The organism is Alteromonas sp. 1_MG-2023 (assembly GCF_030547075.1).
Classification (GTDB): Bacteria; Pseudomonadota; Gammaproteobacteria; order Enterobacterales; family Alteromonadaceae; genus Alteromonas.
This window is the reverse complement of the sequence record NZ_JAUOQH010000016.1, coordinates 24,852-38,171: the sequence shown is the minus strand read 5'-3', so window position 1 is coordinate 38,171 and position 13,320 is coordinate 24,852. Positions and strand designations below refer to the sequence as shown.

At 45.7% G+C, this 13,320-nt stretch carries 10 protein-coding genes; 4 read left to right on the top strand and 6 right to left on the bottom strand.

Features of this window, described 5'->3' with window-relative positions; translation table 11 throughout:
- The first annotated feature begins 148 nt into the window (after window positions 1-148).
- Window positions 149-1,393 (top strand): sugar MFS transporter, encoded by a 1,245-nt coding sequence (locus tag Q4561_RS15685; protein WP_303461868.1) that lies wholly within the window; start codon window positions 149-151, stop codon window positions 1,391-1,393.
- A gap of 13 nt (window positions 1,394-1,406) precedes the next feature.
- Window positions 1,407-3,971: a glycoside hydrolase family 3 N-terminal domain-containing protein gene (locus Q4561_RS15680; RefSeq protein ID WP_303461867.1), complete on the top strand. Its 2,565-nt coding sequence runs from the start codon at window positions 1,407-1,409 to the stop codon at window positions 3,969-3,971.
- A 186-nt stretch (window positions 3,972-4,157) separates the two neighbouring features.
- Here the strand turns inward: Q4561_RS15680 and Q4561_RS15675 are convergent, their stop codons facing one another.
- From Q4561_RS15675 to Q4561_RS15650, 6 genes are all read right to left on the bottom strand, one after another.
- Window positions 4,158-4,511, bottom strand: a complete 354-nt coding sequence (locus Q4561_RS15675; protein WP_303461865.1) for a hypothetical protein — start codon at window positions 4,509-4,511, stop codon at window positions 4,158-4,160.
- Between the two features lie 3 nt (window positions 4,512-4,514).
- Entirely contained in the window at window positions 4,515-5,864 is a 1,350-nt protein-coding gene (locus tag Q4561_RS15670) for a sulfite oxidase (RefSeq protein ID WP_368411532.1), read from the bottom strand.
- A gap of 150 nt (window positions 5,865-6,014) precedes the next feature.
- The gene (locus Q4561_RS15665) at window positions 6,015-7,016 is read right to left on the bottom strand and encodes a YeiH family protein (RefSeq protein ID WP_303461862.1); all 1,002 of its coding nucleotides are present in this window, start codon (window positions 7,014-7,016) and stop codon (window positions 6,015-6,017) included.
- Window positions 7,017-7,021: 5 nt separating this feature from the next.
- Window positions 7,022-8,014 carry a TauD/TfdA family dioxygenase gene (locus tag Q4561_RS15660; protein ID WP_303461860.1) on the bottom strand — a complete coding sequence of 331 codons (993 nt, stop codon included), beginning with the start codon at window positions 8,012-8,014 and terminating at the stop codon, window positions 7,022-7,024.
- A 9-nt stretch (window positions 8,015-8,023) separates the two neighbouring features.
- Complete coding sequence (locus Q4561_RS15655) at window positions 8,024-8,986, bottom strand: aldo/keto reductase (RefSeq protein WP_303461859.1); 963 nt, start codon at window positions 8,984-8,986, stop codon at window positions 8,024-8,026.
- 433 nt (window positions 8,987-9,419) lie between these two features.
- Window positions 9,420-10,169: a GntR family transcriptional regulator gene (locus tag Q4561_RS15650; RefSeq protein ID WP_303461857.1), complete on the bottom strand. Its 750-nt coding sequence runs from the start codon at window positions 10,167-10,169 to the stop codon at window positions 9,420-9,422.
- A gap of 101 nt (window positions 10,170-10,270) precedes the next feature.
- On the opposite strand from Q4561_RS15650, the gene Q4561_RS15645 reads away from it, so the two are divergent.
- Window positions 10,271-11,032 (top strand): sulfite exporter TauE/SafE family protein, encoded by a 762-nt coding sequence (locus Q4561_RS15645; protein ID WP_303461855.1) that lies wholly within the window; start codon window positions 10,271-10,273, stop codon window positions 11,030-11,032.
- A gap of 175 nt (window positions 11,033-11,207) precedes the next feature.
- Window positions 11,208-13,310, top strand: coding sequence for an alpha-xylosidase (locus Q4561_RS15640; RefSeq protein WP_303461853.1), 2,103 nt, complete (start codon window positions 11,208-11,210; stop codon window positions 13,308-13,310).
- The last annotated feature ends 10 nt before the right edge of the window (window positions 13,311-13,320 follow it).

Genomic DNA, 13,320 nt, shown 5'->3' with positions numbered 1-13,320 from the left:
TAAGCGCTTGCATTTTGTAGTTCGACGCATATACTGACCAACAAACTTTTAACAAATCATATGCGGGTTCGGGTAGCTACCACGTGAGTTTCACCCATTTTGTAGCCCGAACTATAGTAAATCAGTGAGTTAATTCAGGGCGTTACCTATGAATCACACAACACAAACCACAACTACGTCTAATGCCACTAGCCAAATTGCACTGGCAACGCTAACGTCGTTATTTTTCATGTGGGGTTTTATAACCGCACTTAACGACATTCTAATACCTCATTTGAAAGCTCTATTTTCGCTTTCTTATACCCAAGCTATGTTAGTGCAATCGTGCTTTTTCGGTGCCTACTTTCTTATTTCTATTCCAGCTGGAAAGTTAGTGAGCGCCACTGGGTATCAAAAAGGCATTGGTGTGGGTTTGATCACGGCAGCAGTGGGCTGCGTGTTGTTTATTCCATCTGCACTATTCACTCAGTATTGGATGTTCTTAGGCGCATTGTTCGTATTGGCTTCAGGTATCACTATTTTGCAAGTCGCGGCAAACCCGTTAGTTACCATTATGGGTAACCCAGATACCGCCTCTAGCCGACTCACTATGACCCAAGGATTTAACGCATTAGGGACAACTGTGGCGCCTATTATTGGTGGCATTGTGTTATTTGGTGCCCATGAAGGTATGGAAACCGCAACAACTGATGCAAATGCAGTAGTACTTCCTTATTTAACCTTAGCGGCGGTTCTCGTGGCCATGGCTGTGGTGATGATGAAGGTGAATCTCCCCTCGCCTACCCATAGTGAAATGGACGTAGCTACTACTACCGATACCAGCTTGCTAAAGCATCGCCATTTATCGCTAGGCGCATTAGGTCTATTTTTGTATGTAGGTGCTGAAGTGGCTGTTGGTAGCTTTTTGGTGAATTACTTTGGACTAGACAGCATTAAAGGCATGAGCGAAAGCCAAGCCTCTAAGTACATTGCTTACTATTGGGGCGGCGCTATGGTTGGCCGCTTTATTGGAGCTGCGGTTATGCAAAAAGTAGATGCTGGTAAGCTGCTGGCCGTCAATTCTTTTGCCTCATGTACGCTAATTATTGTTTCAGTGTGCAGTAGTGGCAACCTAGCCATGTGGTCTATTTTAGCCGTAGGCCTTTGTAACTCTATCATGTTCCCCACTATTTTCAGTCTTGCGCTTAAAGGGCTAGGTCAAAAGACAGCCCAAGCCTCTGGCATGTTATGTTTAGCCATTGTGGGCGGCGCAATTGTGCCACTGTTCCAAGGCTTTATTGCTGACAACTATGGTGTACAACTCTCGTTCTTATTACCGGTTATTTGCTATCTGTACATTGCTTATTACGGGCTTCGTGGTGCAACCGTTAACTTGGCTGCAAGCCACAAATAGACAAAGGATTATTATGAAACTAAGCACATATTCATTAATTGCCGCAGCATTAGTTATGGCAGGCTGCCAGCCAGCCAAAGACGAGGCTAACGCGCCCAAAGCTGAGCAGACTGAGCAAGCAGCACAAAAATCTGTACCCGATTTTTGGCCTGAAATTACGTTTAGCACGGCCAATAGCGAAGCGGTAGAAGAAAAAGTAGACGCTATTTTAGCCACCATGACCCTTGAGCAAAAAGTAGCGCAAACGATTCAGCCGGAAATTCGTGATGTTACCCTTGAAGATATGCGTACCTACGGGTTTGGCTCGTACTTAAATGGCGGCGGTGCATTTCCCAATAATGACAAGCACGCCACTCCACAAGATTGGATTGCCATTGCGGATGCCATGTATCAAGCATCAATAGACGATTCTGTTGATGGCAGCACTATTCCTACCATGTGGGGAACCGATGCAGTACATGGTCACAACAACGTGATTGGTGCTACCTTATTTCCACACAATATTGGTTTGGGTGCAATGAACGACCCTGCCATTATTACCCGAATTGCCGAAGCGACTGCCAAAGAAGTACGTGCGACTGGAATAGATTGGATTTTCGCGCCAACTGTAGCGGTAGCCCGTGATGATCGTTGGGGGAGAACCTACGAAAGCTATTCAGAAGACCCTGCCATTGTAGGCGCTTATGCCACAGCCATTGTATCTGGTATGCAAGGCGATATTGCCAGTGGCAGCATTGACGATAGCCATGTTATCTCAACAGTAAAACACTTTATTGGTGATGGCGGTACACAAGGTGGTGACGATCAAGGTAACAACATTGCCGACGAAGAAACCTTATTCCGCATTCACGCACAAGGCTACGTTGAGGGCTTAAATGCTGGCTCACAGTCGGTAATGGCATCATTCAACAGCTGGCATGGTAAGAAAATTCACGGCAGCAAATACCTACTTACTGATGTGCTAAAAGATAAGATGGGTTTTGACGGCTTTATCGTGGGTGACTGGAACGGCCATGGTCAAATTGAAGGCTGTACCAACGAAAGCTGTCCTCAAGCTATGAATGCGGGTCTTGATGTCTTTATGGTGCCTACCAGTGCTTGGAAACCTTTGTATGAGAACACCATTGCACAGGTTAAATCTGGGGTTATTCCACAGTCTCGTTTAGACGATGCGGTACGCCGCGTATTGCGGGTTAAAGTTCGCATGGGCTTGTTTGAGCAACCTTCGCCGGCAAACCGTGCGTTATCAGGCAATAGTGAGATTATTGGTGCACAAGCCCATCGCGATATTGCTCGCGCTGCGGTTCGTAAGTCTTTAGTGATGCTTAAAAACCAAGAGAACCTACTACCATTAGCGCCAAGTATGAACGTAGTGGTTGCTGGTGATGCTGCCCATAATATTGGCAAGCAATCAGGCGGCTGGACTATTACGTGGCAAGGTACAGGCAATCAAAATAGCGACTTCCCAGGCGCAACCTCTATTTTTGAAGGTATACAGCAAACAGTCAGCGAAGCTGGCGGAACGGCTACTTTGTTTGAAAAAGCCACTTTTGATGCTCAGGCTTCAACAAACAACAAACCAGATGTGGCCATTATCGTATTTGGTGAAAACCCTTACGCTGAAGGTAACGGCGATATTTCAAATGTGGAATATCAACGTGGCGACAAGTCAGATCTTGCCTTGTTGAAATCTTTCCAAGCCCAAGGTATTCCTGTGGTGTCTGTTTTCATTACCGGCCGCCCATTGTGGGTAAACCCAGAAATTAACGCCAGTGATGCCTTTGTAGTAGCGTGGTTACCTGGCTCTGAAGGCCAAGGCGTTGCTGATGTGTTGTTCACTAAAGAAGATGGTGAAATCAACTATCCTATGCATGGAAAACTCTCGTTCTCTTGGCCTGCTACCCCTACGCAAATCGTGAATAAAGACGACGGCAATACCGCACAATTTGCTTACGGTTATGGGTTAGCATTTGGTGATACCGATCCTATCGAAGCGCCGCTGCCTGAGTCGACTGGCGTTGATGCTAACGCGCCGTTACCTGCCCATGATATTTACGTACTTTCTACACAAAAACCATGGCAGCTAATAATTAAAGACGCTTCGGGTGATACAACTGTCGCAAGCAATACGGTGGAATCTGAAGGCGCTAGCGTGCGTACCACCGACCGCATGGTTCAAGAAGATAGCTTATCGCTAACGTTTACTGACCAAGCTACTGTAGGCTTCTATTCACCTTTCCCTGAAGATATGCGTGATTACAGTGACGATGAGTCGGCACTTGTTTTAGATGTGAAACTAGCAGAAGGCCTAGATAACCTTAGTGTGTCTATTGGTTGTAGTAGCAGTGATTGCGATGTGTCGTTACCGTTAAATACCTTCGCAGCTAATTCAAGCGACTGGCAAACGGTTGTTATCCCTTCACGCTGTTTTGTAGAAGCAGGCGCGTCATTTGCTGAGCTTTTCTCACCATTTGCGCTTAACGCTAACGCCTCGGCATCGTTATTGGTATCGAATGTACGTTTTGAAGCGAATGCCTCTAGTGATGATGCGTCAATGTCAGACATTGCGTGCCCATAGCGTGTTGTTGCTGGGCTAGTGAGCTAGTGCTTGGCTTAGCTTATTTAGGCTTGGCTTAGCTTCGCCTTTCTGGACTTAAGTTAGCCTCACGCTAGCCTAACAATTAAAAACATCAAAAACGGGAGCCTATGCTCCCGTTTTTTTATCTTTATAATCTGGGTGTTTTCGTTTTTAGCCGCGATAAAACTAGTCTGATCCTTCCGGCATTAAATCAGCTGGAATAGGTGCACGGCGACTTTGGGTTTTGGGCCCATACCACGTCGTTAGATAATCTAGAATAACCGGCTCTGCATCGCCTAAGGGCCATAGCTTTTGCGTGCTTTGCATCCAGCGAATAGCTTCAAGCCAGCGTTCGCGGCTCATTTGATTTTGCGAAATAAGCTTAGCGGAATGACAGGCAGTACAATGTGCAGCCACCATATTATGCCCCGTGGCATCAACAAGCCCTGTTGCGGGGTTGAGCTTATGTTCGTTAGCTAGCGTTGCTAGTGATGTAGTACATAACACCGATAGCATTAGCGCACTTGTCAGCCTGTTCATTGGCTACACCACCTTTACTGCAATGCGATGACACGCATTGTTTAAGTAACCTTTGGGGTTCCAACCAGGTAGCACCATTGGCTGAGAACGGCCATTTGCATCTTCAGCTCGCGCCCAAATTTCATAGTAGCCAGCCTGCTTGAAGTTAATTTCTGAATTAAAGTGCTGCCAAGCGTGCCTATTTACGGGCTTCGACAAGGAACTTTGTTGCCACGTTTGTCCAAAATCAATCGAGGTAAACACCTTGGCTATCGCGGCTTCGCCGCTCCATGCATGCCCACGTACCGCCAACACTTTGCCTTTGTTGTGCTCGGCACCAGACTTGGGGTGGGTAATTAAGGATTTCACCGGCATGGCTTCAATAATGCACATTTCATCTTCTGGCACACTCGTGCCTGGCGCGACTGGTTTGCACGGCACACGATAGGCATTGCCGCCCATTTTCGCGCCATCGTGTACCCGATCGCGAATAACAATTTTCGACAACCACTTGCCCGAAGTAGAAGCTGGCCAGCCGCCAAACATTAATCGCATGGGGAAGCCATTCATTAGCGGTAGCGGTTCGCCATTCATTTCAAAGGCAATTAGCGATTCATCTTCTAATGCTTTGCCAATAGGCACGCCACGGGAAATAGCCGCTTTGCCGGGAGTGCGGCTTAAATGTAAATCTTCACCGTAATAACCTATGTAAATTGCATCGTCTTTAATACCTACGGCGTTAAGTACGTCTTTTAATCGAACGCCTGTCCATGACGGACAGCCTACCGCGCCGGTAGTCCATTGATTACCGCTGGCCGCAGGGGAAAATTCAGAACGGCCATTTCCGCCGCACTCAAGGGTGAGTTGATAGGTGTAATGTTTAAAATTGGCTTTAAGTTCGCTTAAGGTGAAGGTGCGAGATGTAGCTGCCGACTCTCCTTCAATAGTGAGTGTCCATGCGTTTTCATCAAAATCAATAGGGGTTATTTCAGGCACAATCCCGTTGTTACGCACAAATAATTTAGACGCAGGTGTAACCTTATCGTCAAGTAAATGCGCGGGTGTCTCGGCGTTAATAGGCCTGTCGTTTAGTACCACCAACCCGTCTTTACCTTCAATGCTAAAGGGCGTTTCTGTCTGCGCTAATGCAGCCGGAATAAGCCCTGCTGGCATAAAGCGACCATAAACAATTTCTGCGCCTAGTAACAAAGAGAGGGTTTTAAAACCTGATAGAAAACCACGTCGTGTTAGCCCGTCGGTTTTACGCCCGAATACTTGCTCGTCTGCGGCAATAGGATTTTCGGCGTATAAGGCATGAATACCGGTTTCGTTTGCCAAAGGCTGTTGCTTTGATGATTCAGAATGCGTGCTCACACCCTGCTTAGATTTATTTGAGATAGGCACGCATTGCCTCCTTTACGAGTGCATTGATGTCGAAAAGCTAATTCAAGAAAAACTAACTTAAGAAAGCTAGCTTAAGATAACTAACTCAAGTTGACTAACTTAAAAACCAACTCAAGTTAACTAACTTAAAAACAAGTACCCCAATATAAGCAGGGCTATCCAAAGGGTTTCCGTCACAATAAGTACAATAGGTAACATGCCTACTTCAGCCAGCTTACCTAAGTTTGATTTCATACCAATGGCAGTGATTGATACTACAAGAAAAAATCGTGATATCTGTGAGCCTGAATCGATAACCACTTCAGGTAAAGTAACAAAACTATTTAATAGCATTAGCGCCACAAAACCCACAAGAAACAATGGTAGCTTGGGCATTTCGCTATCCACATCCTGCGTGCTGCTATGTGCACGTTTTATAACAACCATCATGATCATGACCACAGGCAATAGCATGGCAACCCGAACCAGTTTGGTTAGCGTAGCCATATCGCCCGCGTCTTCAGACACTGAATAACCAGCACCTACTACTTGCGCCACATCATGAATGGTACCACCTAGAAAAATGCCCGCTTCGGTATCGTTCATACCCAATTGCCCAGCAATAATAGGGTAAACAATCATGGCAATGGTAGACATAGCAGTTACGCCAATTACCGTTAGCAGCGTATCCCGCTCATGATTTTTGCCTGCAGGCAAAATAGTAGAAATTGCTAATGCCGCAGAGGCCCCGCAAATAGCTACCGAGCCGCCGGTTAATGCGCCAAAGCGCTTTTGCATACCCACGCTTTTTGCCATCACCACGCCCAACATTATGGTTGAGAAAATGGCAAAAGCCAGCATGGCTGCGGTTTGCCAACCAAGAACGACTAAGTCACCCAAGGCAATACGCAACCCCAGCAATACAACACCAGCACGTAATAGCGTACTGGCGGTAAAATCAATGCCGCATTTGCACACCCCATCGGCCTGATACAAAAATGAAATTGCCATACCCAGTAACAGCGCGAACAACATGGCAGGTGCGCCATAATGTTCACTTAAAAACAGTGCTGCCATACCGGTTATTGTGGCAATACCAAACCCAGGCCAAATCGATTTACACTTTGCGGCAAACTCGGTCATAACAATTAACGCTCAGCTGCGACAAGAGCGACTAATACTTGGCGTTTTCTTTCACCAGAAAAGGGGCGACGGCCATGCATAGAGCGGTAGTTATCAACTAACGCAACATCGCCATCTTGCCATTCAAGGTCGAAGGTAAACTGCTGAGATAATTCAGCAATACGCTCTAAGCCTTCTTTAGGAATAGCAGAACCATCACCAAAAGTAATGGCTGAAGACGGGTTTTCACGCACCCCTTTCCACCCCATATAAGCCGCTATAAGTTGGTTGTAGAAAGAGTATGAACCGTCACCGAGATCAATGACAGCCGGCAACACTGGGGTAATAGCGCGTAAGCTACCATCACCCAACCATTCCCAGCTGTAACCAAGCTCTTTTAGCTTTGCTTCGCCTTCTGCGGTGCTTTCTACACTTAACGTGCTTTTCCAGCTTCGGCCCTGCCCAGAATTAGCATCATCGGCAGCGGGCATAGTAGTGGTGTACTTCAAGCCTTTTTCAGCAAAATCGTTAGCTAACGAAGGGTTTTCCGCCTTTAATGCTTCAAACAATTTATCTGAACGACACAATGGCGTAGCGCCGCCATTATCAGCCGCTGACTGGCAGTAAAAGAATACCTTACTAGGTGAAATTGGCGTTTGTGCCATTTCGTGATGCAAGAAAATCTCTACGTCTTTAGGCGCTTCGTTGGCGGTAAATACACGCTCGGTAAAGTTAATGCGCACCGCGTTCGAGAGCGATTCTTTGTAGGTAAAGTTTGCATACCCAAAGCCCGCAGAGAAGATATCAAAAGTTTCAGCAGAATTTAAAGGGAAACCTCTAAATAACAACGCCCCCGAAATGGCGAGTTGTGCTTCTAACTCAGCCTGGTTCTGTTGAATAAACGTCACTGTTTCTTCTACGGTTTTACAGCCATCGTTATTTACCACTATTTGTGGAAAAACTTGACCATTGTAGCTGTGTTGAGTCGGCACATTGGCATATTCGATTGCGTTGCTCATAGTACTCTCCTAGTCGTAAATAGGGTGGAAACGATTAAAGGCAGCTTCACAGAAGTGACCTGGATCGTTAAAGCGTCGGTTCATGTTAAGCGCTGAAATGGCCTGCATTTCTTCACCGGTAAGTTCGAAATCGAACAGAACTAAGTTTTCGCGCATTCTTTCAGGCTTCGACGTTTTAGGAATGATGGCATTACCACGTTGTACACCCCAGCGAAGTACCACTTGTGCAGGTGTTCTACCATGAGCAGCAGCAGCTTTTTTCACTACGTCTTGCTCAAGTACCGACTCGGTTTTATCCGCCATTTCTAACTCAAGATAAGACAGGGCACCTAATGGCGAGAACGCGGTTACGTTCATGTCGTAGTCTTTCGCTAAACGAATTAAACGCTCTTGTGTTAGATAAGGGTGAGATTCAATCTGCAACATGGCAGGCTTGATACGGGCGTAGCTCATTAGGTCGTGCAGCAGCCCAGTGTTGTAGTTACATACACCAATACGACTAACCTTCTTGCTATCTACCAAACCTTCCATGGCTTCCCATGTTTTATAAAGTGGCACTGGAGCCAACTCCATTGTTGGGTTCTCTTGCGTAGTATCGTAAAACCACTCTGGTGGGTAACGAGTTTCAATCGGCACAAATTTTTGCGCTATCGGGAAGTGAATAAGGTACAAATCGAGATAATCTAGCTGTAAATCGCTCAATGTCTTTTCAAGTGCCAATGGCACATGCTCAGGCGCATGGAAGGTATTCCAAAGTTTCGATGTGATCCAAAGCTCTTCACGGGTACAAAGGCCATCTTTGATAGCACGCTGAATACCTTCGCCAACTTCTTTCTCATTACCGTAATCGGCAGCACAATCTAAATGGCGATAGCCTGCTTTAATCGCTTCGTATGCTGTATCGGCGCAGATAGCCGTATCGACTTTCCAGAAACCGAACCCAACTTCAGGGATTTTTTCCAACGCGTTCATAACTTTAATCCTGTTTTATAAAAAAGACTTTAGTCTTGTATAAGACATAAGTTATTATAGGACGTATGCCATGTCAACAAAGTGTTAACAAAATAAATCAACGCTGACAATTTGATAGTGGCGATGAGATGAATTGCGCTTCTTGGCTTACTTGCTCGTTGTTAGTAACTAGTGGTTAGTGACAATACAAAGCCTAGTGACCGCACTGATAAAGCAAAGTGATGGTATTGATAAAGCTAGACTAGCGCTAGTGAGTTAAACACAGTGGCTTAGCGCTGAGGTTGTAGAAATACAAGCGTCGTATAGAAGCTCGGAATCATTCTCCACTGCGGCAGTAGCTTGGCTAACGCTCTGTCACGATAGTTGTGTTGCAAAAGCTCGGCTACAAATTAGCCTCTCGAGAAGGGAAAGGGTTTTCGTGAATAAGCTATCGTTAATCCAACTCTACCTGATAATGGTAATGATCGCTGCGGCATTTGCTTTCACGATATTCAATTAGCTTTCCGTCAATAGATTCAGTGACACGAGTGACTAGCATCAAAGGCTCTCCCGCCTTTATTTGCAACAATTTGGCGTCATTATCGGTAGCCAATACTGCTTTAATACTATCTCGGGTTTTAAATACCGTTTGATTAAAGTCTGTTTGATAGAAGTGGTACAAGGTATGGGGAATATCTTTGCGTTCATGAATTCCGGCGAAATATTTAGCTGGTAAAAAGACCGTTTCAAGCATACAGAATTCGTTATCTAGAATTCGTCTGCGCTCTAGCTTAGTTACACGCTCTTTACCCGTCAAATTCAGAGCAGTTTGTACGCTTTTATCCGGTGATATTAATTCTACGCCAAGCAACTCAGCTTTAGGTAGGTCTGCGCCTTTGCCGTCGGCCTGCAGAGGAAAAAAGCGAAATAGAGCATCTTGCGCGGTATGTTCTGATACGAAGGTACCGACACCTTGACGGCGTGTTACAATTTTAGTGTCGGTAAGCAAGGTTAACGCTTTACGTACGGTGCCTTGGCTAACCTTGAATTCATCAGCCAATTTGAACTCGCTTGGCAACATTTCACCAGGCTGCCACCGACGTTCCACAATGAGTTGCTTAATGTATTCGGCAACTTGCTGATAGAGCGGCTGGAAAGCAAGACTGGGACCACTTAACTTGTGGTCAAACTGAGATGAAGACATGGAACCCTAACCTAATACTTAATTTTCGTTGTTATATCATACACAAGAGTTATAACGCATTTTTGATGTAAATCACATACAACTACAGGTATAGATGCAAAATGTTACTTGAAACCCTAATTCCCATGTTCATCTTATTAGGCTTTGCCACTGTGCTGCAAACCCTGAGCGGGTTTGGCTTCGGGTTAATGGTGGTATCTAGTTTTACCTTGTTTAATTTACTTCCTCTTACCGCCACAACATTTTTAATTAGTGTTTTAGGCTTGGTGAATTCAACCAGTATTGTGTTGAAGAATATTCACCTAATCCACCGTAAAGCTTTTATGTTGGTGCTGCTCGGTGGGGTGCCTTTTATTGCTGTAGGCTATGCTTTACTTGAGTTTCTATCCGCTGGCTTGTCGGTTTGGCTAAATATTTTACTCGGATTAGCTATTTTAACCTGTTGCTTGTTACTTATTATAAAAAGAAGCAAAGCCAGTGCGTCAGGTAAAGGTTGGGGCTTTTTAGTCTCAGGCGCGTTAGGCGGTGTGTTAGGGGGGTTATTTTCTACCTTTGGTCCACCGGTAGTATTCCAATGTTATCGCCAAAATTGGTCTGTACACGAAGTGCGCTATACCTTACTTGCCATTTTTAGTGTTACCGCGCTTATACGTTTAGCCATGGTGCCTTTTGGCACCCTGCCCGATCATACCACGGTTATATCTACCCTCTTTGCTATCCCACTCATATTAATATTTACGCGAATTGGTAGGCTGCTGGCCGCGCGAATTGAACCGAGTGTGGTAAGATTACTGGCTATCAGCACGTTAGCAGTTAGCGGCTTAACGTTAATCATTCAAAATGTGCCTCATGTGATTAACTGAATACCTAATAGCACGTGGGCTGCTCGTTAACATAAGGTTTTTCGCAGCCTTTAAATTTCAGCTTTAGAATGATCCGTTTTGTAATAAATCGTACTGAAATGTGTAATTGCTCGTTGACAGCTAAGTTACATTTCATTAACTTATGTCTTATATAAGACACCAAGAGTGAAGTGAAATGAGCAATGCATTTTCGGTAATCGAGCCAGACTGGAACAGCATCAAGGCCGCGGACATTACTGCTAGCCCTTATTTAATCGACGAAAACCATTTAGCGGTACCCACCCAATATGGCAGTTTGCTATTTTCTATCAGCCAATTCGGCCTACGCATTCAGTCAGGTGGAGAAGATGCCACGTTAGATGATGGCTTTGACTATGGCATGCTTATTACCACACCCGGTACTAAGCAACTGGTTTTCACGGGCAATGAGCAACACTGCACCGTTAACGCAGGCGAGTATCGTTTAGAACTGTTTTCTGCTCCGCTTCATTTCAAACTTTATCGAAACGATATTTTAGTACAAGAGTCTGCTACCGATGGGCACTTTGTGCGCCAACATCGTCTTCCGCCTTTCGCTAAAACTGATGCCGGTTGGGTAATCTGTTTAGAACTTGGTGACGATGAATCAATCTACGGCTTAGGTGAAAAATGGGGCAAGCTAGATAAACGGGGTCAACTGGTTCGTTCATATAACCATGATGCACTTGGCGTAAACACCGAAAAGTCTTATAAAAATACCCCTTACGCGTGGAGCCCTGAAGGCTGGAACCTTTTTGTTCACACGCCAACGCCAGTGACTCACGGCGTAGGCTATGCGCCTTGGTCGCAGCGTGCATACATTTGCGTGGTAGAAGACAACTTATTAGATTTGTTCTTGTATCACTGCGACAGCCCCGCGCAAAGTATTCATACTTACAGCAGCTTAACTGGCTTTGCCCCTGTTCCACCTAAGTGGAGCCTAGGCGTTATTCTTTCCAAGGCCTACTACAAAGATTCAGAAGAGCTATTAGCCGTGGCCCGCGAAGTGCGTGAAAAGAACATGCCTTGCGATGTCATTACGCTAGATGGTCGCGCATGGCAAGATACCGATACCCGTTTTGCGTTTGAATGGGACCCAACTCGCTACGCCGATCCAAAGCCAGTTCTTGATGAACTAAAAGCGATGGATTTTAAAATTTGCGTATGGGAATACCCCATGATTTCAGTGAAAAATCCGCTGTACGCAAAGGCCGCTGAAAAAGGCTGGTTAATTAAAGACAAACGCACGGGTGAAGCTTATCGCTACGAGTGGGATTTAAGCCCTTTCGGTAAAGTACTTACTCCACTACCAGATTCAGGTATTTTAGATTTTACCCACCCTGATGCGTACGAATTCTGGAAAGAATCACACAAGCCCCTGTTCGAATTGGGTGTTGATATGATTAAAGCCGACTTTGGTGAGCAGTTAGAAGATGACAACATGCTCTCTTACAGCGGTGATTCAGGTGACCGACTGCATAACGTATATAGCATGCTGTATAACCGCTGCGTATACGAAGCCGCTGAGAAATATTGTAAAACAGGGCCATTTCTGTTCAGTCGTTCAGCATGGACAGGCAGCCAACGTTTTCCTGCCCAGTGGGGCGGCGACCCTCAAGCAGACTGGCATGGTCTCGCTGCGAGTATTCGAGGAAGCCTTTCTTGGGGCATGTCGGGCGGTCCATTCTTCGCCACCGACATCGGCGGATTCTATAAAGATACCCGTGACGCTGAACTCTATGTTCGATGGGCACAGGCATCGGTGTTCTCTGCTCATATGCGCCTGCATGGCATTGGCCCTCGCGAACCTTGGTCATACGGCGAAGCAGCATCTAACGCCGTATTCGACGCACTAAAACTGCGTTATCGCTTACTGCCCTATTTAGAAAAAGCCACAAAACAAGCCAGTGAAACCGGCTTACCAGTGCAGCGTTCTATGGCACTCGCTTTCCCTAACGACCCACTTGCCCGCCAGTTTGAACAACAATTCATGTGCGGTGAAAGTTTGTTAGTGGTGCCTTGTATTGTGCCTGGCGGTAAAGTGAAGTTCTATTTACCAGAAGGTGATTGGGTACGTTTTAATGCTAATAGCACTTCACCGACAAACGATGACACTTACCAAGGCGGTAAGTACTACGAGCAAATTCTAGGTTTGAATGAGCTCGCAGTATTTGTTCGCAAAGGTGAGCAAGTGGTTTTAGGCCCTGAGGTAGAACATACCGAAATGGATATGTCTGCTACCACTATGTGGCCGCAATAGTCGTCGGAGT

Bases quoted from the DNA above. Each gene is read 5' to 3' on its own strand.
- Q4561_RS15655 (WP_303461859.1), bottom strand. From the start codon at position 8,986: ATGAACGCGTTGGAAAAAATCCCTGAAGTTGGGTTCGGTTTCTGGAAA.
- Q4561_RS15665 (WP_303461862.1), bottom strand. From the start codon at position 7,016: ATGACCGAGTTTGCCGCAAAGTGTAAATCGATTTGGCCTGGGTTTGGT.
- Q4561_RS15685 (WP_303461868.1), top strand. From the start codon at position 149: ATGAATCACACAACACAAACCACAACTACGTCTAATGCCACTAGCCAA.
- Q4561_RS15680 (WP_303461867.1), top strand. From the start codon at position 1,407: ATGAAACTAAGCACATATTCATTAATTGCCGCAGCATTAGTTATGGCA.
- Q4561_RS15650 (WP_303461857.1), bottom strand. From the start codon at position 10,169: ATGTCTTCATCTCAGTTTGACCACAAGTTAAGTGGTCCCAGTCTTGCT.
- Q4561_RS15660 (WP_303461860.1), bottom strand. From the start codon at position 8,014: ATGAGCAACGCAATCGAATATGCCAATGTGCCGACTCAACACAGCTAC.
- Q4561_RS15645 (WP_303461855.1), top strand. From the start codon at position 10,271: ATGTTACTTGAAACCCTAATTCCCATGTTCATCTTATTAGGCTTTGCC.
- Q4561_RS15640 (WP_303461853.1), top strand. From the start codon at position 11,208: ATGAGCAATGCATTTTCGGTAATCGAGCCAGACTGGAACAGCATCAAG.
- Q4561_RS15675 (WP_303461865.1), bottom strand. From the start codon at position 4,511: ATGAACAGGCTGACAAGTGCGCTAATGCTATCGGTGTTATGTACTACA.